At 44.3% G+C, this 23,796-nt stretch carries 19 protein-coding genes and 1 pseudogene; 5 read left to right on the forward strand and 15 right to left on the reverse strand.

The genetic code is table 11. The annotated features are described in order from the left end of the window. Positions 1 to 39: 39 nt before the first annotated feature. Entirely contained in the window at positions 40 to 459 is a 420-nt protein-coding gene (locus tag AB4Z29_RS04790; protein WP_441941948.1) for a GNAT family N-acetyltransferase, read from the forward strand. Between the two features lie 557 nt (positions 460 to 1,016). Here the strand turns inward: AB4Z29_RS04790 and AB4Z29_RS04795 are convergent. The 7 genes from AB4Z29_RS04795 to AB4Z29_RS04825 all read right to left on the reverse strand — a co-directional run bounded on the left by AB4Z29_RS04795 (position 1,017) and on the right by AB4Z29_RS04825 (position 6,379). Then, on the reverse strand, positions 1,017 to 2,102 hold the full coding sequence (locus AB4Z29_RS04795; protein WP_441941949.1) for an alkene reductase: 1,086 nt from the start codon (positions 2,100 to 2,102) through the stop codon (positions 1,017 to 1,019). 98 nt (positions 2,103 to 2,200) lie between these two features. Next, a complete protein-coding gene (locus AB4Z29_RS04800; protein WP_441941950.1) occupies positions 2,201 to 2,899 on the reverse strand; it encodes an SDR family oxidoreductase in 699 nt (232 codons plus the stop codon). A 291-nt stretch (positions 2,900 to 3,190) separates the two neighbouring features. Beyond that, positions 3,191 to 3,769 carry a TetR/AcrR family transcriptional regulator gene (locus tag AB4Z29_RS04805; RefSeq protein WP_441941951.1) on the reverse strand — a complete coding sequence of 193 codons (579 nt, stop codon included), beginning with the start codon at positions 3,767 to 3,769 and terminating at the stop codon, positions 3,191 to 3,193. Positions 3,770 to 3,854: 85 nt separating this feature from the next. Continuing rightward, a complete protein-coding gene (locus tag AB4Z29_RS04810; protein ID WP_441941952.1) occupies positions 3,855 to 4,652 on the reverse strand; it encodes an SDR family oxidoreductase in 798 nt (265 codons plus the stop codon). Beyond that, a complete protein-coding gene (locus AB4Z29_RS04815; protein ID WP_441941953.1) occupies positions 4,649 to 5,185 on the reverse strand; it encodes an alcohol dehydrogenase catalytic domain-containing protein in 537 nt (178 codons plus the stop codon). Before AB4Z29_RS04815 ends, AB4Z29_RS04810 begins: the two co-directional genes overlap by 4 nt. A 24-nt stretch (positions 5,186 to 5,209) precedes the next feature. Then, positions 5,210 to 5,365, reverse strand: coding sequence for a hypothetical protein (locus tag AB4Z29_RS04820; RefSeq protein ID WP_441941954.1), 156 nt, complete (start codon positions 5,363 to 5,365; stop codon positions 5,210 to 5,212). A gap of 12 nt (positions 5,366 to 5,377) precedes the next feature. Then, positions 5,378 to 6,379, reverse strand: coding sequence for an NADP-dependent oxidoreductase (locus AB4Z29_RS04825; protein WP_441941955.1), 1,002 nt, complete (start codon positions 6,377 to 6,379; stop codon positions 5,378 to 5,380). A gap of 206 nt (positions 6,380 to 6,585) precedes the next feature. Here AB4Z29_RS04825 and AB4Z29_RS04830 point away from each other — a divergent pair, with 206 nt between their 5' ends. Then, the gene (locus AB4Z29_RS04830) at positions 6,586 to 7,185 is read left to right on the forward strand and encodes a TetR/AcrR family transcriptional regulator (RefSeq protein WP_441941956.1); all 600 of its coding nucleotides are present in this window, start codon (positions 6,586 to 6,588) and stop codon (positions 7,183 to 7,185) included. Between the two features lie 728 nt (positions 7,186 to 7,913). Here the strand turns inward: AB4Z29_RS04830 and AB4Z29_RS04835 are convergent. Together AB4Z29_RS04835 and AB4Z29_RS04840 are read right to left on the reverse strand one after the other, a co-directional pair. Beyond that, the gene (locus AB4Z29_RS04835; protein ID WP_441941957.1) at positions 7,914 to 8,681 is read right to left on the reverse strand and encodes a nucleotidyltransferase; all 768 of its coding nucleotides are present in this window, start codon (positions 8,679 to 8,681) and stop codon (positions 7,914 to 7,916) included. 1,286 nt (positions 8,682 to 9,967) lie between these two features. Continuing rightward, positions 9,968 to 15,247 carry a DUF4962 domain-containing protein gene (locus tag AB4Z29_RS04840; protein WP_441941958.1) on the reverse strand — a complete coding sequence of 1,760 codons (5,280 nt, stop codon included), beginning with the start codon at positions 15,245 to 15,247 and terminating at the stop codon, positions 9,968 to 9,970. An 849-nt stretch (positions 15,248 to 16,096) separates the two neighbouring features. Here AB4Z29_RS04840 and AB4Z29_RS04845 point away from each other — a divergent pair. After that, positions 16,097 to 17,911 carry an IS1182 family transposase gene (locus tag AB4Z29_RS04845; protein WP_441941959.1) on the forward strand — a complete coding sequence of 605 codons (1,815 nt, stop codon included), beginning with the start codon at positions 16,097 to 16,099 and terminating at the stop codon, positions 17,909 to 17,911. Between the two features lie 530 nt (positions 17,912 to 18,441). Here AB4Z29_RS04845 and AB4Z29_RS04850 read toward each other — a convergent pair. The 4 genes and pseudogenes from AB4Z29_RS04850 to AB4Z29_RS04865 form a co-directional block, all read right to left on the reverse strand. Beyond that, positions 18,442 to 18,700 (reverse strand): annotated as a pseudogene (locus tag AB4Z29_RS04850) (DUF1048 domain-containing protein); the annotation flags it as partial. Positions 18,701 to 18,702: 2 nt separating this feature from the next. Next, a complete protein-coding gene (locus AB4Z29_RS04855; protein WP_441941960.1) occupies positions 18,703 to 19,077 on the reverse strand; it encodes a DUF1048 domain-containing protein in 375 nt (124 codons plus the stop codon). 2 nt (positions 19,078 to 19,079) lie between these two features. Next, entirely contained in the window at positions 19,080 to 19,385 is a 306-nt protein-coding gene (locus tag AB4Z29_RS04860; protein WP_441942016.1) for a PadR family transcriptional regulator, read from the reverse strand. 161 nt (positions 19,386 to 19,546) lie between these two features. Next, positions 19,547 to 19,777: a hypothetical protein gene (locus AB4Z29_RS04865; RefSeq protein ID WP_441941961.1), complete on the reverse strand. Its 231-nt coding sequence runs from the start codon at positions 19,775 to 19,777 to the stop codon at positions 19,547 to 19,549. 252 nt (positions 19,778 to 20,029) lie between these two features. On the opposite strand from AB4Z29_RS04865, the gene AB4Z29_RS04870 reads away from it, so the two are divergent. Together AB4Z29_RS04870 and AB4Z29_RS04875 are read left to right on the forward strand one after the other, a co-directional pair. After that, positions 20,030 to 20,416, forward strand: a complete 387-nt coding sequence (locus AB4Z29_RS04870) for a hypothetical protein (RefSeq protein ID WP_441941962.1) — start codon at positions 20,030 to 20,032, stop codon at positions 20,414 to 20,416. Between the two features lie 165 nt (positions 20,417 to 20,581). Next, positions 20,582 to 21,229 (forward strand): SIMPL domain-containing protein, encoded by a 648-nt coding sequence (locus AB4Z29_RS04875; RefSeq protein ID WP_441941963.1) that lies wholly within the window; start codon positions 20,582 to 20,584, stop codon positions 21,227 to 21,229. Positions 21,230 to 21,367: 138 nt separating this feature from the next. Here AB4Z29_RS04875 and AB4Z29_RS04880 read toward each other — a convergent pair whose 3' ends face one another. Both AB4Z29_RS04880 and galE read right to left on the reverse strand, forming a co-directional pair. Beyond that, positions 21,368 to 22,579, reverse strand: a complete 1,212-nt coding sequence (locus tag AB4Z29_RS04880) for a MerR family transcriptional regulator (protein WP_441941964.1) — start codon at positions 22,577 to 22,579, stop codon at positions 21,368 to 21,370. Next, on the reverse strand, positions 22,576 to 23,598 hold the full coding sequence (gene galE / locus AB4Z29_RS04885; protein WP_441941965.1) for a UDP-glucose 4-epimerase GalE: 1,023 nt from the start codon (positions 23,596 to 23,598) through the stop codon (positions 22,576 to 22,578). Before galE ends, AB4Z29_RS04880 begins: the two co-directional genes overlap by 4 nt. Positions 23,599 to 23,796 lie beyond the last annotated feature (198 nt).

Below are 23,796 nucleotides of genomic sequence, written 5' to 3' on the forward strand. Positions count from 1 at the left end.
TGTTGCAATCGTCCACGAGGATTCTAAAAGGAGGTAGACATGATGATCAAACATTTAGTCACAGAAGAACAATGGAAAGAAGCATTTCCCGTAATGAATGAGCTTCGTACGAATTTGACTTTGGAGCTGTTCATTGAAACGGTAAAAACAATGGCAAGTGAAGGTTATCAACTGATAGCGATTTATGCTAATAATGAAATTGTAGGAGTAACAGGCATTATTTTCAGAACCAATTTTTATTATGGGAAACATGTTTTTGTTTATGATTTGGTAACCAAATCATCAGTACGTTCAAAAGGATACGGAGCAAGACTACTTGAATACGTGCATCAATTGGGAAAAGAAAAAGAATGTAAGGTCGTGGCCTTAGATTCAGCATTTAATAATAGTAACGCGCATAAGTTTTATCAGCAGATGAGTTATGAAAAATTTTGTTACTCATTTAGAAAACTGTTATAACGAAAACCAGATGTCGAGTAACCAAAACATAAGTAAGTTGAAATAGACAACGATTTTGGAAGTATTGGGCATTAGAGTAATACTTTTGCACAAAACTCGTATTTTGTACATATGTCGGTAAAAGTGATTTAAGCCTTTATCTATCTAAGTTTATTGTCAGATGTCAAGAATGTGTTCCGATTAATGACAAGAATATGTACCGATTAATACTCTCTTACCTTTCTTATATCTTATTATAAAACAAAACGGTTGATCTTTTAATGATCAACCGCTTCAATATTATTTTCTTTGAATATTTTTCTTGCATATAGCATTGGCATTTCTGACGTAACGTTGGCAATGGTGCTAAACACATTCAACCACGACAATTGTTAAGCCGCGGTGAATATGCTCAGCTTATAGAACGGCTTCTTGAAAAGTTACGATTTATTTAAGGCGTTCAAAGGCTTTTTATAGAAGTTCTTGTCGTCCGACAGATGATTTGCATGTGAATTCAAGGGGTACAATTTTTAGTTGTACCCCTTCATGTCTGTTTAAAATTGATTTTTTATTTCAGCCTATCCCTCGCTTTTTTGCGATTCCAATTCTTTCAACGTAGGATAATCCGTATAACCCTTGCTTCCGACCCCGAAGAATGTTGAAGGATCTGCTTCATTCAATGGAGCTCCTAATTTAAGTCGTTCAACTAAATCCGGATTAGCTAATGACCATGCACCGACGGTAACCATATCAGCCAGTCCATTATCGAGATCGATACTTAAATCTTCTAGAGCTCGTCCAGCACGATTAACTAACAAAGGATTGTTCCAGATTGAGCGAATGTCTTGGAGCAGCTCCTCGTTCCCTAGATGCATGATATGGAGATAAGCCAAATCCAACTTAGCTAATTCTTTCACAAGATAACGATAAAGTTCAGGACCTTGTTCACCATCTTGTATCCCACCAAGAGGTGTTCCTGGCGAGATCCTGAAACCTGTTCTTTCTGCTCCAATTTCTTCGACGATGGCTTTCGTAACTTCAATTGCGAAGCGAGTACGATTTTCTATAGATCCCCCATATTCATCTGTCCGTGTATTTGAATTCTCTCCAATAAATTGATTAATCAAATAACCATTAGCTCCATGAATTTCAACGCCATCTGCGCCTGCTTTAATAGCCGCAGCTGCTGCTTTACGGAAATCGGCAACTGTCGTTTGGATATCTTCTCTACTTAACTCACGCGGAACGGGGATATCCTGCATACCTTTAGCAGTAAATATTTGAGCTCCTGGCGCGATCGCAGAGGGTGCAACAGACTGACGATGATGTGGAGTATTGTCTGGGTGAGACATGCGACCGGCATGCATTAATTGGATATACATAGACCCACCTGCTTCATGCACGGCATCGGTAACCTTTTTCCATCCATCAATATGCTGATCCGTATATATTCCAGGTGACCATAAGTACCCTTGACCATCATCAGAAGGTTGTGTACCCTCTGTAATAATGAGTCCCATTGACCCCCGTTGAGCATAGTAAAGGGCTGTTAATTCTCCCGGTGTACCATCTTCATTTGATCTACTACGTGTCATTGGTGCCATTGCTAAACGATGAGGTAATTCCAAATTTCCAATTTTTGTTTTGCTCCATAAGTTATTCATTTTAAACACTCCTCTTTTATATTCGTTACTAGTAGTATGGTGATTATTGTTTCGTATTGGTTTTATAACTTGGTCGAATTACATTATTAATATTTGTATTAGGATAGTTGAGGATAAATCGCAGATACACCACCGGCAAGAGTACTTTGGATGTAACGGCTCGTATCGTCCGCAACAATCTCAAAGCTGTCGGATTCTATACCATCGATAGCAATTTTTGCGATGTCTGTAGGGTTGGACTTGGGAACTTCTAATCCGGATGTCATATCTGTCTCCATATAACCCACATGCAATCCAGCTACTCTTACATTTTGAGGATATAGATTTAAACGTAGATCGTTCGTCAATGCCCACTCAGCTGCCTTTGCAGCAGAATATCCCCCAACAGTTCCCGAACTAAACCATGATAATACAGAAAGAATATTAAGAATCGAGCCGCCACCATTGTTTGCTAGGACCGGTGCAAAAGTGCGAACCATAGAAAGTGTGCCAAAGAAATGCGTGTTAAACTCCAATTGAATTTGGTCAAGTTCACCGTCAATCAAGGAAGCGCCAGTAGAAGACCCTGCATTGTTGATTAAAAGGGTAATGTCCTTAGCAATCTTAGCGGCTGAAGCTACCTCTTGAGGATTCGTAATATCAAGCTTCACAGGTATTACACCGGGAATATCAATGGTCTCTGGATTTCTTGCTCCAGCATAAACCTTAGCCCCTCTGGATAGAAGTTCAAGCGTGAGTTCTCGGCCAAGGCCTCTGTTCGCACCGGTTACAAAAGCGATTTGTTCAGAAATTTTCATTTTAGGTTGCTCCTTTTATTATGTGATTGAGTACAACAATGTTTTTCCTCTAAAAAATACGCAAGTATTGAATTTATAAATATTAGGTGGAGGGAAATTTAAAAATAAGAGAACGATCGTTCTATAATAGGCATAAGAATATTTAATTCATGAAGAGAACTTTGTTAACTCACCATACGAGAACGATCATTCTAAAATATATAAAGAATGTTGTTCTCTTATGAGTAAGATTCACAACACGGCTTTAAATTATTTAATGAAGAACAGAACAATCATACTCAATTTATCAAACTATTTCTTCAAAAGCTTTATGGATAAATTGGCTGTTCGGTATAGTTTTTCTTTGGCAATGGAGGTTCTTGTCATTACCCTCAATCCAACACATACTGCATGCATTTGCTCCGCTAGCTCTTCGGCATTGTAAGCTGCAGTGAATTCTCCATTCCTCTGTCCCCACAATATAATATCCTTAAACATTTGCTCGGATAGTGTAAACGATTCAGTGGACTTGGAATCTACTTCGGCATCACGCATTGCTAATTCCACCGCCGAATTCACCATTAGACAACCTGAAGGTGAGGCTTCTTCACCATATATCATGAAGCTAATAATCATCTGAAGAGCTTCCTCGGCAGTCTCGGAGCGTTTAACTACCCCTGTAAGCTCCGTATTAATTTTAGCACGAAAACGATCCATTGCTTTAAGAAAGAGCGTATGCTTGTCGCCAAACGTGTCATACAAACTTCTACGATGTATCCCCATATGTTCCACCAGATCAGTTAAGGATGTCTTCTCATATCCTTGTTCCCAAAAGAGCTTCATAGCCTTATCCAATACTACGTTTTCCTCAAACTCTTTGCTTCTTGCCATTCCATTCCCTCCTCGCATACTCAATATAACATATTGAGAACGATCAGTAAAGAATGAAAAATGACGGCAATCCGTTAAGGGAGATCTAAGGATGAGCTTTCTTCGTATTAACTTGCTTAAGAATCATTTGCCCCCAAGTATGCGTGATAAGATCGGGTGCGAACTTCACTGCAAAGCGCATAACTCTGGTAAAACCTGCGTTCACGCGCAGTTTATTTCTCAACATTCCTTTAATACCAACATTAACAAGCTTTGTTAAAGGTAAAGAAATCAATTTATTCAGAAATCCTTCATCATATGTGTCCGTGAGATTGGTTTCAGAAATTACTGGTGGACAAAGCTCCATCACATGAATATTTTTTCCTTTGTAACGGATTTGCTCACGTAATGCATCGTTGAACATGTGTATGCCAGCCTTCGTTGCAGAATACGTCGGTGCGTTGGCAACTGTAATATTTGCAAGTAGTGAAGTAACATTAACAATCATTGCCTCTCTTTGTTTGGCTAGCAGTGGCAACAAAGCCTTGGTCACATATATTGTACCATTCAAGTTTGTGTTGATTTCTTCAGTAAGATACTCATAGGTGATATTTTCATCAAATAAGTCAAACTCGTGTATAAATCCAGCATTATTGAAAACAATATCAAGTTGCGGAAAGTGTTTAGCTAGCTCTTTGGCAAGCTGCTCAACGCTCATAGGATCACTAATATCAGCTATCATCCCAATGAGCCCCGGATTGTTCTTTACTGCTTGATCAATGCGTTGTTGTGAGCGCCCCGTGATGATCACTGTGTTTCCCATTTCAAGAAAACGTTTGGCAAATGCAAAGCCAATTCCAGACGTTCCGCCTGTCAACAATATCGTTCTATTATTCAACTTCATTCTTCATCATCTACTTTCAATATGACTTCCCCTTGACAATGGCCCGTCGCAATCTTACTAATTTCACTGACGACTCGGGTATCAATAACATAATCATAGTCTCCCAGTATGTCAGTATAGTCCTGTGTTTCATAATCGATAAACTCGTCAGCCCCGAGTCGGTTGGCCAAAGCACGCGCTGATCCACTACCACTAACGGTTACGAACAGTCCTTGTGACTTCGCGTAAGGTATTGCTATCTGTCCAAAGCCACCTGTACCTCCAGAGATTAATAATTTACTGCATTGTTGAGCATCTAAAATATCGAGTGCCTGGATGATCGTCAAAGCAGATAATGGTACGGCAGCTGCTTCTTTAAATAAAAGATTAGTTGGCATTTTGGCCACAATAGATGCATCTACTGCAACATATTCAGCGAACGCTCCCATAGTATCTAGCGGTGGCATGGTGTACACGAGATCACCTATCTTAAAATCTTGGACACCGGTGCCGACTTCAACCACAACTCCAGCCAACTCGTTGCCTAGAGTCAATGGAAAGTTATAATGATCAAACTACTAAACTTTTCCTCTAATCGCCAAGACAAGGTGTGGATCAACACCGGTTGCCTTAGTCTTGATCAGAACCTGAGTTGATGTGATTAATGGAACGTCAACTGAGTTGATGTTCACTTCAAGTATTCTAGAATATCTAGAAATTTGTATAGCCTTCATCGGGGGCTCTCCTTAAAATTGTATAATGACTTTTCCTTTAGGATGACCTGTAGCAACAAGCTTCAGTGCTTCATTAATATCTTCAATGTGGAATTCTGTCGGGTCCACCGCTGGTACAATTCCGTTATCTTCAATAATTTTGGTGATTTTCTTTAATTGTTCACCATCACTGCGAACAAAAATGAAATGATATTGAACATTCTTTTTCTTCGCTTTGTAATCATACTTAGCCCCAGCGATGGTGAAGAGCTTTTGTTTCCAACCTGACAAGCCTAGATTTTGGGCAAACCGTTTGTTAGGACCGGTTCGCAGAGAAAGAAGGCGACCTCCTGCTTTAATAATTGAAAGTTCATGATTAAATTCGCTTGGTCCCAAGGTATCAATCACATAATCAACATCACTAAGCTGTTCCCAATAGTTCTCAGTCGTGTAATCAATGTATCGATTTGCTCCAGCCGCCATAGTCCGTTCACGCGCTTGCGGATTTCCACTGACGATGACCTCGAGCCCCATGCTTCTGGCGATAGGAATTGCCATTTGGCCAAATGACCCAGAACCCCCGGGGATAAACACAGTTTCGCCAGATTTTGCTGCTAATTCTTCATGCAAACCTTGATAGGCAGTCAAACCGGTTAATGGTGCAGCAGCCCCAGTTACAAAATCAAGATTAGAGGGTAAATGTCCGATAGCATCCACATTAATTGCCGCATATTCCGCAAAAGCACCAATTTTTTGTAAAGGCAGACGTGAATAAATGGCATCCCCAACGATGAAACCCTGGACCTTCTTTCCGACTTTCTCAATAACACCCGTCAATTCGTTTCCGAGTGTCAATGGGAACTCATAATCCTGAATCAGCTTCACGCTCCCGGTACCGATGAGTAATTCTAAATGATTAACCGCCGCCGCTCTCACCTTAACCAAGACTTCGTTATCATTTATTTCTGGGACTGGAATATCATTAATTTCGACTATGAACTTTTTTGAATATTTGGTAATCTGTGCTGCTTTCATAATTAATGGCCTCCTATGCACTGAATATTAATCAAGTAACATTTATTTGATTTTGTAACTCGCCTAATAAGCATAATGGCGTTGGTTACAAAAGTCAATAATTGTTACTATCCCGTTATTGTGCTAACATATAAGTAAATGTACAAGCAGTTATTAAAAAATTTCTATCAGAGAGAAGGGTTGGCAGCACGGTGTTACGCGGATGCTTGAAGGCAAATGATTTGCTTGAAAATCCCTATATTCACCTGCCAAATTTCATGGCCAAAATCACACAAGAGCTCATTATTGAAACAGCAGAAACGTTAATTGAACGCACGGAAAAATCTGAAGTGACACTCTCTCAAATTGCGGATGAATTAAATATCACCCACGCAGCGCTTTATAAACACTTTAAAAACAAGCAGGAGCTCTGGGCAGCAGTATCTAAGAGCTGGTTTAACCGGATGATTTCAGAACAAATTAAATTAGATATGACTAATTTGAGCAATGCACAAGACTTGCTCCACGATTGGCTCTGGGCATTTGCTAACGCTAAAAAGCGAGCGTATAACGAGAATCCACAAATGTTCGCATTGAATACACAATACGTTGATAGCAATCCACAGGTATTACGCGACGTACTATGGGACTCCTACCAAATTATTGATGGATTGATGGATTATCACGATCCCAACCTAGAACGGGCAGAGGCGATCCTATCTGCGTTTGCGGTGTTTAGCCTACCGTCTTTCAAAGAATCCTGGAATTTACCCGATTACGAAGACAGGTTCGAATGCATCTGGAGTTTAATCAAACATGGGCTTTGAATCAATCTTTTAGTTGGCTTTTCAACACTGTGGCATTGGGTAGTAGAATACGGGGATCACAACTGCTGGTTATAGGTCATCTAGGAATGCCGCAAAAACGTCATATGGGTTATCACAATAAGCAATTCCTTCCTAGCGGATCCGACTCTCATTGGCGAGTTCTTTCAAGGAAAGTCCGAGTCGTAACGGCGAATCTTTATATGTCCACCGTTTCTGATTTAGTTAATGATATTTGGTACGATCCCCTCCTCCTCTTTTAAGCTATTGTGCCTAGCCAGGCTCTCGATATTTTTACATCGGAAATAGGCACATATTATTGGACCCAATCGGCTATAGGCCAATATTCTTGACAATCCATTTTGACAAAAAATGTGTACCGATAAAATAAAAAAACCGCGATTTACGCGGTAATTAAACGGCTCATACTCTTGTCCTTGGTCATCTGTCGGTCGACAAGAATTTATATCTATAAAAGACAAGAAAATGAACGTTTCTCTGAAACTCCTCAATCTCATTAAATGAAAAATGAAATACGGCACTTTTGCCTTAATACAAAAGGGCTAGGTGCCGCTTCGTGCTCGATGGCCAAATAATTTGTTTCAAAGTAATAAATCTTCTTACATCCCGATCAACATCCTGTCGTACTTTCATATTGACTGCTCGGATTGTCGAACGCTTTCATAGCCAAGAGCCCCTCCGATGTCAAAAGCTAGAGCGTCAATATGGTGTTAGCCTAAGGAAGTTCTGGAAGCAGCCATTGCATTTAAGGCGTTCTCAAAATAGCTAAATACTTCATCTGCAATTCCCAGAAACTCTTCAACAAGTACATTACTATCTAAGTAACAAGCATACAGATAATCAACTAAAGCCGAGTCAATCTCACAATAGTCTAATATGGCATTCTTCATCTTAATAATGTCATCTTGCCATACACCTGTATCTTCTAAAACCAAAGAGTATAATGCACGAATTAATCTCTTAGAGTAACCTTTAATATATCTAGTTTTCATTGTGTTATCACTAGCATTAGAAAGTAAACTATGTATACGATCTACTTCCTCCTTGGTCTCTGTATTTAAGGCTAAAATGAACTCTGGAGAAATAATTATAGGTGGTACTTTTTCACCAGCGTCATGACCATATACGCAAACACAAATTATCTTAACCCAAAAACCCCACTCATATGGTTTACTTAATACATCGTCAATCGAGCAAATTATCGTATCAATCTTAGTTACTACTGGATATTCTTCCAAAAGCCTATCTTTAATATTTGTCAATTTTTTATAATCAATATCTTTGGGATTTACACATACAATAGTAAAGTCTGCATCTGACTTGAAAGGTATAGCAGTTCCTTTTGGAATCGAGCCACACATATAAATGCTATGAATCTTACCTTTAAATTCAGTAAGTATATTATCTATATACTTATCAACAAATTCCTTATATTCACTTTGTATTGCAATTTTATTTATAACTTTTTCTAATGTCATATACTCCTCCTAAAAGAAGAACTTCATTCGGCTATCGTTCTGGTATTCATGAGCCCGAGAGGCTTAAGTGACCGTAAGGAACGGGTCTTCAGACTTAGCCTCGTGGGTTGTCCGGCTGCCACGCTTCCCCGAAATCACTCTGCCGGATGAGGGCGTCAGCCCGAAGCGTGAATATGGTGTTATCGGACGGTCTTGCCTGCATTGAATTATCTTCAAACTGTCTTTCGTCTTCAAATGTCTCTGATTCTGGATCTTGATCTTAAAATGAGATCTTAAATCGAATTGCGAGACAGTCCATTAACCGTCTTATTTACGAATTTCGATAATACTCCCATTTTAAGAAAATTGACGACCTTCGTAAATACATAACTGGTGCAAAATAATGGCACTTGGCTCGGGGAATCAGTACCATGTCTTAAAGCCATGCTGACGACCAGTGAAACTTACCGATTGTCGATGGATATTAAACAGGCTTTCTAAATCAGATTCAGTAAATGAAATCATAAACCTGTTTGTGTATCTTGGTTCGTGCATTTGCCTCCGCTTCCTTCAAATTTCGCTTCGCGACAGACATCCTTCCTTTTGGCTAACGGTAGCCGTTTGCCAGCCCCGTTCGGGACTTTCACGCTAGAGATGAAGCCCATACTCGGCGTACAATAGAAGAAACGCGTGACATTACTGTTCACCCGTTTCTTTTTATTAACTATGGTACCTCATTCTAGGCCACTCTTTCACTGTATCTATATGTATTTTCATGTTGTTTTTGTCCTCTGACAACGTTTAACCTCTAAAGTCTTGTTTTTGCCACAGCCATCCCTATCCCTTAACATCCGTATGTATGCTTTCAGGAATGAGTTTATGTTCTAGTCAAAATCAGGAAAAGGTTAATGTGCATGTAATTGACTTTTGACAAGAGCATTTCTCATAGAAAAAAAAGCCGCGATTATCACAGAATTAATGAGATAAAGTTTTTGTCATCCGACGGTTGTGTCACAATCATGTAATTCTTTTGTCGACTATTTTGTCACATAGCGATCTCCTGATCCGCCCCCCTCACCTTTTTACTCCTAACTGCTGAGACTTTAATTCAAATATTGCCCCTCTTAAACTAGGAAGGCTGTCACCAGTATTGATTATTTCATCCTCATGGCGTGGCAGTCTGCAGTTTCAAGCGACTCTGCCCTCTTCGACCCTAGCTTTTACATAGGCTATTTGTGATACCTGATTTTTTAGAATGGAGAAGCGCCCCCTCGCGTCAGCAAAGGGGCGTTATCCTTGCGAGTGCGTTACCCGATAATCCGGCTCGCGATAAATGCCAGGTCTTCGATATCGACAATACCGTCGTCATTAATATCGGCTTTCTTCGCTGTTGCCCAATCGGAGCTAGTCGTGTCTTTTCCATAGTGGAGCGCTATGTTAACGAAATCGGCGATATTAAAGAGCTGGTCGTTGTTTGTGTCGCCTATCGTTGCCGTAATTCGGTGCGATTCGAACTCGGCGATAGCTGCGGTCAGTTCTTCTTGCGCCGTCTGCACCTGCTCCTCAGTCGCGTCAGCCTGATTGAACACAGCCTTGGCAGCTTCAATGGCCGTTGTCAGCGTTGCCTTCAGACCAGCAAGCATAGCACTAAAGAAGGTACCGTTTGTCGTTCCTTCGACAGCCTGATCGCGAGTCGATTCCGCTTGCGTGATCAGTGTGCCGAGCGCATCTTTAGTGGAAATGTTCACTTGAGCCGAGCTTGCCGCGAGCGCGGTGAGTACGCCAGCCTCCGAGGAAACCGATACGGCCGAGCTCGTGAAGCTCGCTGCACCTGTGGGCGCATCAATCTTGACCTGAAACTTTAAGGTCAGGAAAGGGGAATCCGTCGGCAGCGTTCCGCTTCCGATTCGCCCTGCCAATATACGCAGCTTGCCGGCCGCTGCATCATTCGTAACGATAACCGCTTGCTGTGCGTAATCTTTCACATATTCGTTATAAGTGAATTTGGATGGATCATAAGTGAACGTAAGGTCCACGCCGGCTGCTGCTTCTACTTGGTCAAGCTTTAATTGAACGTCGAAGGTTTGCCCTTTGCTGACCGAGCTTGCGCTTGGTGTCAGCTTGACGGACGGCTCCGAAGCCGATTCTACTTGTTTGAGTCCAACCCAGTCGATATTCGAAGCCCCAACAACATTCCACATTTTAAGAGTAGCCGTTCCCGCAGGCAGGTATGTGTTTGTGTGGACGGTCGCCGCACTCCATTCCTCCGGGAGGCTCCCCCATCTCAGCGTCTTGGGTATTACCGCCGAATGAATCTCGGAGCCCAGCTGAATCAAGCGCTTCGGATTACCATCCGTTAGCTCCCAGCCCGCCACATATTTCATGGCGACATCATAATACCCGGCTTCAGGGACATTCAACTGCCAAGTAATCGTTTGACCGGGATTGTTCCAGCCGGTGACGCCTACACCGCCCGAGAGAAAAGCGCGCGTGTTATAAGTAGATATTCCGGTATCTGCACTTGTGAAGCTTTCGGCTTCCGCAAAAATGTCCAACTCCGCCTTGACAGCGTCAAACTCCGCCGACTGCTCTACCGGTGTCGCTGCACCCGAGCCTGCGCTGCGCAGCTTAAGAGTTCCCGTCGTGTTAGGCACTATGATTTTGCTATTTGCGTCAATAAACATCGCCGGCTTTACGCTGCCGCTTCCCTCGAAAATGAATCCGGGAGGCGCTTCGAGCACCTCGTAAAGCCCGGCTGCGTTGGATAATCTTCCCCAGGTGCTTGTGCCGCCGTGCCCGTCGCTGTAAGCGGACAGAGTTACCGTCGACGGAACGCCGTCAATCTCAACAGGGAAAGCTACAGGCGCTTGCGGAGCAGGAGCCGGAACATTGCTTAACAGAAGCTTGCGTTGACCTGGTTCAACATTCATGATTAACGTGCCGCCGTCGGTATCCCAATGAACCCCCCGGGAATAAACAGCTTCGGTTACATTGCCGCCCTTCGGCAAGCTGCGGTACTTCTCGTCAAGCACCGTCATAACGCCGGATGTATGCAGGCTAACTTGGTAGTCCTTCGTGCCTGTAATGGACAGCTCATCTCCCGAAAGAGCGACCGTGGCCGGTTGCGTGCTGATAATCCGTGTCACTCCATTGATGTCCAATCGGGTACCGCCTACCAACAGAACGGAATCTCCTTTGACTGAAGCCGCGATGCCTTCGAACTGAATGCTGCCGGTGTCTACGACGCCGCTTAGAGCTGTACGTACATAAACATCCGTTCCATCGGAGAAATGGAGCTTCCGGTATGTGCCGTGATCCTCGGAAACGATGTTCTGCGGCGTGGAACCGACTTCGTATGGAACGTAGGTGGAAACGATTGTCGCTTCTTCCGTTTTTGGAGTTTTAAATCCGCCGTGTTGCCTTCTTATTCCCGTATATGTGGCGCCGGGCAGATGTTGTTCTCCATCTTCTTCGATATACTGATCGGTAACTGGGATTTCTATTAATCCCGGATAATAAAGGTTAACTTTCAATGCAGCCTGATTTTTGACAATCGTCGCGCTGCTATGCGCTTCATTCAGGCTTAAGCTTTTGTCGGCATGCAGCCAATATTCAAAGCTGGAACCGCCCGACTCCCGGGCGTTCAAATTATCGACGACTACGAAGGCGCCCGGCTTCACGTAGATAATACTACGCTGAGCAAGATCAAGGCCGATTTTGCCCGGATTGGTATTGTAAGCCGTTGTAGCGTCGCCGACCGCTGCGTCGAAATCTTCGGTCGTCGCGAAGCCCGTAATCTGACCGGAAGCTTTCATATCGAAAATGTTCTGTCCTTTTTTGCCGTCATACGTAATCGCATTATGGGCAAAAGTCTGCTTGGCATATTGCTGGTAATGCGCGGTGTTGTAATCGTCATAGAACCCGCCGTCAACGGTTAGGTCCTCGCCGAAGGCTTTGATGATCAAGCTGTTCTGATCCGCTTGGCTATGATTGTAGCTGCCGAAAGGACTGGATTTGAAATAAAGGGAAACCCGCTTTGGATCAAGCAAGTTAGAGTGCATGGCGACCGTTCCGATTTGCTCAAAGTATTTGGCTGACGGCATTTCTACCGGAGGACGCGCAGGCAAGTTTTCATCTTCATACAAATAAGTTTTGTAATCGCCGTAATCGTAATTATAACGCTGCGAGTACCACTGCATGACCTCATCCTGTTGCATTTGCGCGTTGCGTAATACATTGGTCGTAACTTGCCCTATTTGGATGCCGTCGTTACCGTTTCCGAATGCGCCGTTTTGCTGACCGACAGGAATCATATACATAGGGTACCAGGACTCGTTGCGGAAGTAAGCTTTTTGATAAAGATTAAAGCCCGTTGCTGCATATAGAGTATCTATGAAATGTTTTCCGAATATGGAGGACCATTGCCAGTAACCTTCCCCATTCCCCCAGCCGCCGTCTTCGCCGCCCCATACCGGCGCCAGATTGATATAAGCCGGCACGATCGTATTGAACCATTCCTGTGCTTTCTGCGAAACGACAGTGCCATTAATGCTGACGTTCTCGTGCAGCAAGGAGATCGCGATGATGCCCAGATAGCCGTTTACCGTCCAGCCGTGCGAATCGTAAGGATTACTTGTGATCGGCATAGTATCGTACAAGACATCGTCTGCAATCGTCTGAGCCCGGTCCAGCATCATCGTTAATGCCGTTTCCTTTTCCTCCGTGCTGAGGAGATCGTAGATCCAGTCGTAAGCAATTGAACTCTTCAACACGATATCCCGATGAACTTGGTCATTTCCTCCGTTATTGTTGTGATACTGGGTAGGACCTTCTTTCGTTCTCCAAGTGGAGATGTGCAAGAGCCGCTCTTTGGCAAAATTTCCATATGCAGGATCACCGGTAACCAAATAAAGGAAGGCCGCGTTGACCATAGGAGTCGTAACTGCTGTGGTTTGATCTAGAATTCTGCCCGGTTTATCAAGCGATGGCTCGCCTGGCAACGTATGATCATTCACATTAATCAAGGATTTGATAAAATCAAATGTTTTCTTGCCGGCTCCATCTTTCCTGGCTCGAAAATCGCTTAACGTATCCGGAGTAGTCAATACGCGAGGATGTGAGGCTGGTACGTTTGCGATGAGCTCGGATACAGACGGAACCAGGAAAGGCACGTTATCTGCGTCGATGCGTAACTTGCGGACATCGCTCCAATCCGACCATCCCGCCGTTTTTTGAAATCTTACCCTCCAAAAGTACGATTGACCTCCCACAAAGGTGTTAGGGAAATTATAGAAGTTGATCGCAATATCGTTTTTCTGGTAGGGAACATTTTGGAAACCGCTGTCGGTCGCCACTTGCAATTCGTAGACGTCGGCGCCTGGAACTACTGGCCATCCGAAATCAGGAGGATTCTGCGTCGTGACAAGATGGTCTATAGGCTGAAAATGCCGTGATTGCCCCGGATCAAGCTCAGATGGCCATACAAGCGAACCGGTTGGTGGCGGCGTGCTTGTCGGTGTTGCGGTCGGCGTCACGGTTGGGGTCGGTCCGGGACTCCCATCCGCGGCCGTGAGCGTCGCCTGATCGAAATAAAGATCAGCCGTGCCCGTGCCTGAAGAAGACAATTCCACCAGCACGTGGGTCGTTCCTGCCGGAAGCTCAGATGTAAGGGTCAATGTTTCCCATCCGCTCGCTCCTGTTGTTTGCGCTTCCATAAATTGCTGGGCTGATGAGCCCAGGAAGTGCAGGATCAGGCTACCGCCGCCCGCCACTGCATTCGCATTTACAGCGGCCGTATACGATTTACCGGATACGACAGGTGTAGCCGGACTTTTCACGCTATAGGCGGCCGTAGCGGATTCTTCGACAATGTGTATCGAACTTTTGCCGTGGCTGTAAACGGAGCCCGTCACCGTTGCAATGCTGGATGCCGTTCCGTGGTCAACAGCCGTCCAGCCGGTCGGCCGGGTTCCCGTCACCGCTTCAAAGCTCGGATTCGTCAGCAGCTCCGTCGTTTTCAGTGAAGCGGCATCCACATAGACGACACCGTTGGTTACCGAGCTAGGAATGACGACGATCAGTTCCAGACCAACCGTACTTGGCGGAGGCATATCGGTGATCGTAATCGTCTGCCAGTCTGGTTTGACGTTCGCAGACGCAACCTTTTGCGTAGATTTGTTGTCGACATCATAATAGCGGATCAGCATTGTAGCTGAACCTGAAATGACCTTAACCTTAACGGTTGCCGTATAGGAAGTCCCCGGGGAATAAGCGATCCGACTGCTCTGGACCCCTGCCGTTGCGGCTGTCGCGTTGTCCGTAAGCTTGATGCTGCGAGTCCCGTCCGCCGCTTCGTTCGTAACGGGCTCGACTGTCAGATCGGGTTTATTTTCAAATATCCTCCAGCCTGTCGGCATACTGCCCGACATTTCCTCGAAGCTGGGGTTCACAAGCAGCTCCGGCCCCATAACCGGATTGCTGCCCGCGCCAAATGCCGTTTGAATTGGAAATAAGTTCAGAAACAAGCCCAATACCATTACGTATACAAGGGTTATTGCTATTGTGCGTTGCTTTTTGTATGTAATCAATTTGTTTCGCCTCCAGCTTATGAATTTTTTGCAATCGTGTGATCTCAACACTTGCTTAGTCTTTCTTCCACCTCCCCATCCTGATCCACACCATCGCGGTTCAGTTTTGAATGCGTTTACATTTTAGCTTATCGATTCTCCCCAATTAGATACTTGGTTTCAATCCCAACATTTCGAATCGAACCACCTCCTTTCATAAGGTGTAGCTATCCCTTAACCGATCCGATCAACACACCGTTCACATAATGCTTTCGGATAAACGGGTAAACGACGAGAATGGGCAAGGTGACTGCCATGATCTGTCCGGATAAAGCTCCTTTAGCTTCTTAGCGGTCGTGTACAGCTCATCCCATGTCGTCGGCGGCTCAGGTTATGCTACGCAAATTTTTCATCCCGATGAGCGAGTTTTATGTAAGCATAGAGATTTGGCCGGGAGGCGCCGGTATAGAAGAAAGTGAGTTTTCTTCTTCACATGAAAACCCTTCTAGTAACGTTTTCGAAATTTTGCAACACCCTATGAACCCCATATTATTGGGTAGGCGACAGTGCGTAAATCAGCGGAAATGCAGATTCTTCTTCTTTTTTCGGATAGTTGAAAAAAAGCCCAGAATTCACAAAACAGACTAGCGAACCTTTCTCGGCACCATCGTCGTTCCCTATAAATCAATATCTCGATAACAATTCAAGTTTGATATTTAGATCAAAACGACAAAAAGGGGCTGTCCAGAAAGTCAGTAAAAACTGACTTCTGGTACGCCCCTTGTTCGTTGTATGAAAAAACACAAAAAAATCGTCTTTTCTTGTAAAATGGAAGTTACCACACACCCACTCAAGAAAGGACGATTTATTTTGCGTAATCTGACGACTACTACGGAACAGTATACCATGCAACAGGTACTTCTTCTAGGAGAAATAGAAGAAAAGACACGTACCAAACGAGAACTTTCCCCTACCTTTAAGTCTTACGAAAATAAACAAGTCCAGATGATTCTGGATTTGGAGATGTATATTCCTGCTCATCATGTGGCGCGCGTTATCGATGAGATGGTGGAAGCGATTCCTGACCAGCAGCTGTTTGCCCACTACACTGGCGGAGGTCGCAGCGCCTACCATCCCAAAATGATGCTTAAAGCGATTCTCTACGGTTACTCGCAAAAGATCTACTCCTGCCGTGGAATTGAAAAGCTCCTGCAAGAAAATATCCCCGCCATGTGGTTGACTGCAATGCAGCAGCCAGACTTTCGTACTTTGAACGACTTCCGAGGTGTACGCATGAAAGCGTTCATGGACGAGCTGTTTGAAACGATGATCCAAAAGCTTATTGTGGACAAGTACATCACGATGGAACACTATTTTCTTGACGGCACAAAGATCGAAGCCGATGCTAACAAGTATTCGTTTGTGTGGAAAAAATCTACGCTGCGCTTCGAGATCAAGCTGAAGGAAAAGGTACAAGAGACCCTTGCTCATATTCATACCCTCACGCAGCAAGAAGCTAGCGAATACGCCGCTACAGATCCAAATGAACTTCCTGCAAAGCTTGTGGAAACAGCAGCGGTGTTGGAAGAGAAGGTTGAAGCGTTAACAGAGCAAATGGCTCAGACGAACGACAGTGAAACGCGAAAAGCCTTACGTCGAGCTCGGAGTGCCTGGAAACAGCCACTGAAACAAATTCGGGAGGACTTTCTTCCAAGGCTCGCTAAGTATGACCATCAGAAGGCCTGCTTTGGCGATCGCAATAGCTATTCCAAAACTGATCCAGATGCCACGTTTATGCGGATGAAGGAAGACCACATGAAAAACGGTCAACTGAAACCGGGCTACAATGTGCAAATGGCGACAGAAAACCAATTCATATTATTTTACAGTATTCATCAACGACCTACGGATACGCGCTGCTTCATTCCGCATATGGAGAAATTGGCGGCGTCTTCTTTGCCCATGCCTAAAACCATAATTGCGGATGCAGGCTATGGCGGCGAAGAGAACTACTTGTATGCGATGGGGGAAGAAAAAGAGCAACGCTTTGATTTTCTCATTCCTTATGGCAACTATTTGAAAGAAAAAACGGGGCGTTACCAAAAGGATATCCGGCACGCCTCGAACTGGACATACGAGGAAGAGGATGACCGCTTTGTATGCCCGAATGGCCGCTACGTTCGCTTTCAGAAATACCAAACGAAAAAGAATGCATCTGGTTTGGAGCAAAGCTTTAAGCTGTATGAATGTGAAGATTGTAGCAACTGCCCCTTCAAGCCCGCATGTAGCAAAGCAAAGGGGAATCGCCAGGTTCACTGGAATACAATTTGGGAAGAGTTAAAAGCAAAGGCCAAAAAAGCCCTTGAGGATGACGAAAAATCTGCTATTTATGCTCGACGCAAGATCGAGGTAGAGAGCGCATTTGGTCACATCAAGGGCAATCGCTCGTTCCGTCGGTTCTCCTTACGAGGACTAGACAAGGTTCACACGGAATTTGGGATTGTGGCTTTGGCGCACAATCTCTTGAAGGTGGCAGGCATCCTCCTCGCTCCCTTTCTGCAAATACACTCGCACAAAAAAAGTTGGACGGATAACATTACGTTAATCCGCCCAACTTTTTATTTTAGGGACTTTTTAGACAGCCCCCTAATCTTTGACCCTGATAAATTGTGTCACAATCCATAAGAATGCGCACAAATACAAGTATTTATTGTGAAATTAGTAAATGTAGATTACATCGTATTTGTACAAATGTTAGATTATCAATTTAATCACTTGGTRTGATTAGATTTTTATCTGTTCTGTACYGTGTCATACACCTTATTCGCTTTAGTCATTATTCCCTTCTTCTTTAACAAAAAGGCTCAGTTACTTCAACGAGCACAAAGGCAACCGATCGCGTAGCCGATTGCCTTCATGCGTTGTGCTTATGTTCCCCAATAGGCTTAACGGCATCCACGATTTGACGTCGCGTGGAGGGTATGTATAGGCCATATATATTAGGAAAACAAACTGCCTTTGGAATTGCGAGTGTTAGCCTCGGGCAAAGGCTTATCTAGGGTAGTACCACTGAAACGCACACCACCCACAAAAATCCTTACTTAAAAAATGTGATGTCCTTCATTTAGAACCGTTACTGCTTCCGAATTTGTTCATCATGTCGCGGTTTATTTTTTTGCGAAAGTTATCGGTCCACTTTTTCGTGTCACGCAAAAACTCGTCGCAGAACCCGACAACATCCTCGCCCGTCACGTCGAGAACGTGCTTGCCGTCCGCCGCGCTGGATTCAAACAACGCTATCAATTCGTGCTGAGCATTCAACATATCAGAGCCGTCTCCTCCAGCGAAACTCCACATGTATCCATGGATTTTTTCAAATACGAACCGATAGTCTTCAGGAAGTGCTTCTGCCCTCGCCAATTGCTCCCTATACTCTTTTTTGTCCCCGATCATTTTTTTGATAAGTTCCAGCATCGTTATTGCTCCTTCTTATTAAATTTTTCCAAGATCTCTTTGTTTAGTTTTTCTCGCAGTGTTTCAGTATTGGCAGCAACCGCCGCAAGCATAAACTCATCACAAAACTTGCCGACGTCACTGCCTATGACGTCAAGTACCTGCTTGCCCTCCGCCGCGCTTGCTTCAAATAAATCCACTAAGTCCGTAAACATCGTCAAGTCCGTAAATATCGTCATGTCACCGCCAGGAGGGCCAACGCTAAACATATAATGTTGAATTTTATGAAATGCAAACCGATGATCTTTCGGCAGGGCGTCAACCCTCTTCATCATTCGTTTATAGGCCTGTTTTTCTTCCAAGTCGCCTATTACCAATTTAATAATAGAATCAATCATTGTTACTGTTCCTCCTTTAATTGGCTAATTTTCGACGCGACAAACTCCCATTTGTCCCAAATCTTCCGCAGCTCCTCACGCCCCGCGTCGTTGATCGCGAAAAACTTTCGCTGCGGTCCCATGTCTGAGGGCTTCTTGGTGATCTCCACCAACTTGTTTTTTTCAAGCCGGATCAGGATGGTGTACACCGTTCCCTCCACAACATCTGTGAAGCCGAGGGCGTTCAACCGCCGCGTGATTTCGTAGCCGTAGGTTTCTTTGCGGCTTATAATTTCTAGGACACAGCCCTCAAGTGCGCCTTTGAGCATTTCCGTTAGGTTTTCCAGCAAAATCACCCCTTGCTATTCTGTATAACTAGTATGAAGTGTTACTTACTACAGCTATAAAGTAACACGTAGTAGATGAGTTGTCAATAGCGTTTGCTCTGACACGGGATTTTGACAGCATATGTATACGTGTTGCGCTGCGACTAGTCGCTGTTCGCCGCGTTACCTTCCGCAACATGCCACCAGCTTGGATCGCTCTTGCGCCGATGCTTGCGCTCTGACCAAAAGTAAACGACTTCCCGGACCTTCGGAATCCGAAAACGAACTCCCCTCTTCTCGGCCTCGGTTGACACCCTACTCGCCGAATCGTTCCAAGTAATCACAACATACTGTACGAGGGCGCGGCGGTTGTTAAAGAAATAAACCTTGTCCACCGGAAAATGTCCTAAACGGCGAATCGCTATAAGCTTATAGAAAGGATATTGCCCGCGATGGGGAACCTCTTTTTTTGGTTCTTGCACGGAAGTACGCAATTTAATTAAGGTAGAAATAGACATACAATCATAAGTTCTAGATATAGTTACTTCTGATAAATGATGGTATATTCATCGAGAGAGTTCTCGGCAAAGGTACATACCCATTTCGGCCGGAATGGGTACGATAACCATTATGAGGAGGAATTATGAATGAAGAAGATATTTTCACTCGTGTTTGCTATAACCTTGCTATTCGGTATTGCTTCCCAAGCAAGCGCATATGGAGGGGTTTACGTGTTTAACCCGTATCCGAATAGCTACGGAGCGGTTCCGGATTATATCGGCATTACGAAGCCCAGCGGGGCTTACAAGTACGAAATTCATATTCTGGAGAAGAATAACGGAATATACGGATCACTAACCTACCATTCAGGCAAGCTCGACGTGCCGTCAAGCGGATACGACATTCATCATACGCTATCGAGCTATACGAAGCTCATGCTGTTGCACGCCGGAACCTTCGTTATTATAGCAGAGGCTTATAACAGTTCTGGAGCTCTGATCGGCAGGGATGAGGTCAAGGTTACTTTCGTATAGGCTATTACAGGTTATCGAGCTTAAACTCAATCAAAGGCCGTCCCCTGTTCATTAAGGGACGGCCTTCTTCCGTACTGATAAGGTTGCGGTGAATACATTGAATTTCAAGCGATAAATGGTCATAGTTTAATTATAGGTGTGATGATAAAGGAGGAATATGGGGCTATGGCTCAGCATAAAGAACTTTCATGTGATTTTACGCTAGAGGTTTGGGGAGAAGGTGTGGTAACAGCAGTTCCAGACCGTACATTGATTACACTGGGAACCGTTAGTGAAGGGTTAGATCTGGAATCGGTCCAATCCGACAATGCTACTAAGGTGGCCGCGATTATTGAAGCGCTAGAGCATTCGGGCATTGCCCGTGAGAGCATCAAAACGACGCAATTTCAAATTGAGCCTCAATACGATTATGTAGACGGAAAGCAAGAGTTCCGCGGATACAAAGTTACCCATCTGCTTCAAGTGACTCTAGACAATGTTACGGAGGCTGGACGTCTGATCGATACGGCCGTTGCGAATGGGGCGAACATGGTTACTTCGATTGAGTTTGAATCTAGCGAGGCCGCTAAAGCGAGACAAGGTGCATTGATTGCTGCTGTGCGGAATGCTGAGGCAAAGGCTATCACCATCGCACAGGCACTCGGCGTTTCCTTGTCCGCGGTTCCATGCAAAGTCGAGGAAGTAGCGCAGCCTGGAGCGGAGCCTGTGTTCTTCAAAGCGGCAGCTATGCCGTCGGAAAGCGCCACAAGCCCCATCGAGCCGGGTCAATTGACCTTCAGAGCTGCCGTGCGAATTTGGTATATGTATGGCTGAAAAAAGAACAGCAGCAGCTGGGGGGAGCATATCAATCAGCACTACACTGCTGCTGTATTGTTGTACTAACGTTCCCCGATAGCGTAATGGATTTTTGAAATAAATATAAAAATTTATAGCAACAAGAAGTTAAAACTGCTACTTCATCCTTTTTCTGGAAAGAAAAAAACCGGAATCCATTGTAATATAGATGCTTCCGTTACCCTCCTGAATTTTCGCATTTAAATAGGATCTGAAGGCTGCTAATTTATCGCCTGTTAGATAAAACCTAGCGTTCATCGGTGTTGAAGTCATGTAATGGATAAGCGGTTCCACTTCGTCCACCTGCAAATAATCTTCATACCGGATCAAATCAATGTCTGTGAATTGGGACGCCAGTATCTTTGCTCCATTATCAAAATGAAACCGTTCCATGACATCGTCCAGCACTCGTATGTCGGGGTCAAATGTTCTTGCGAGCTGCTCCATTTCTTGAAGATGGCTCTTGCTCATGGTAGACGTATAAAGTTGACCGTTATGTTTAAGCACCCTATGGAACTCTGATAGAGCTTGCCCGATATCCAGTACGTGATATAGCATGTGATTCGCAATGATGACATCGAACTCGCTGTCATGGAACGGAATCGCTTGCGCATCTGCCATCATAAACGTAAATTGGTTTCTTTGATCATTTACATTGGTTCGGGCAGCTTCCAGCATGCCCGGTGATACGTCGATAAGCGTGATGCTCCATGATGGAGGGATCCTGTCTATATTTCGGCTCCACAAGGCGGCATCTCCGCAGCCAAGTTCCAATATTTTAAGATCCGATGCTGAACCGAGCTGATCAAAGAACCACTGGTGCCATCCGATTTTATTGGCGCTGAAACGGTCGTAAAGCCGGATTCTTGCCTGCAGACGGAGCGAATTACGATATTGCTCACCCCAATTTTTTTCGGTATGAATCGTCTGAATAATGTCCGACAAACTATCCCAATCCGCTTCTGTTTGATGTTCCCGGAGCATATCCAGCGCTTCATCTATCGCTTTGGATACATATTGCATGTGGGCAATTTTCTGTCGAATCACTTCCTTTTGCACCAGTAGAGAGTTCTTTAAGTCCTGCTCAGGAAGTGAGCCTTCATAGACAATTTGCTTGATTTCGGCAAGAGTCAGGCCGATATATTTTAGAGTGTGGATTTTTTGCAGCCGAACTAAGTCTTCTTTACTGTACAAACGGACTGATGCATGGTTATAATGCGATGGCTTTAATAATCCGATCTGGTCATAATACCTTAAAGTTCGAATTGTCATTCCTGTCCGTTTGGCGATCTGCCCGGTTGTTAGATACTCCTTGTCAATCCGTTTCAAGATTGCGACTCCCTCCGCCATGTTTCCTCATTGCCTTTAGCATATCCGTGTGGATGGGTACGATGCCACTCCCAAGCGCTTGCGACCATCTTTTCCAAGCTGCTTCTCTTCGGGGACCAGTCCAGCTCTTCCTTGATGAGATCAGGCGATGCGATCAATACAGCTGGATCACCTTGGCGTCTGGAAGCAATTTGCACTGGAAAATCCAGCCCGGTCACCTTCTTGACGGTTTCAATCACTTCTTTTACCGTAAAGCCCTCACTGTTGCCGAGATTATAGATACCGCTTCTCCCTCCATTCCTCAAGCTGTTCATAGCCAGAAGATGCGCTTCGGCAACATCCATGACATGAACATAGTCTCTTATACAGCTCCCGTCTTTCGTAGAATAGTCATCACCATATATCATTATATTTTCTCTTTGTCCTAATGCAGCCTGGATAGCCAAAGGGATAAGATGAGTTTCCGGGTCGTGATCCTCGCCGATTAACCCGTTGTCATGAGCTCCAGCTACATTAAAATATCTCAAAATCACGTATTTGATCCCGTGGGCCTGTTCCACCCAATGCAGCATCCGTTCTATCGCTAGTTTGGTTTCTCCATACGTATTCCTCGGGATCTTCCGGTCATCCTCGCGAATCGGAATCCGTTCCGGATCACCATAGACTGCGGCCGTAGAAGAGAACACGATTTTATTCACGCAATGCTTATGCATAGTCTCTAGCAAACGCAATGTTCCTTCCACATTATTTCGATAATACTCTAACGGCTTCGTCATGCTCTCGCCAACAAGAGAGCTGGCCGACAAATGGATCACAGCTTCGATCTCATTTTCCTTAAAGATCTTGTCCAACATTACCCGATCATTCAAATCGCCATTATACAGTTTACCACCTAATACGGAATACTCCCTTCCCACTGCCATTCGGTCTATAACAACGATTTCCTCATGCTGTTCAATAAGAGCGGCAACTACATGGCTCCCAATATAGCCGGCTCCCCCACAAATCAATATTGCCATTTACAAAATCCTCCATTTCATCGTATCGTTATTTTGATTATACAAGGTTACGTAACGTCATGTTCAAGCTTTATTTTTATGTAACACGGTTTACCCTCTGCCTGATTCCACAAGCACTCACTCCATTCATTGGTAAAAATGTTCCTCCAGACATCATTCTATGTAAGGACAAACTCGAAAAAGCAGCTGCCAGCATTT

Source organism: Paenibacillus sp. 2TAB23 (genome assembly GCF_052115165.1).
Classification (GTDB): Bacteria; Bacillota; Bacilli; order Paenibacillales; family Paenibacillaceae; genus Pristimantibacillus.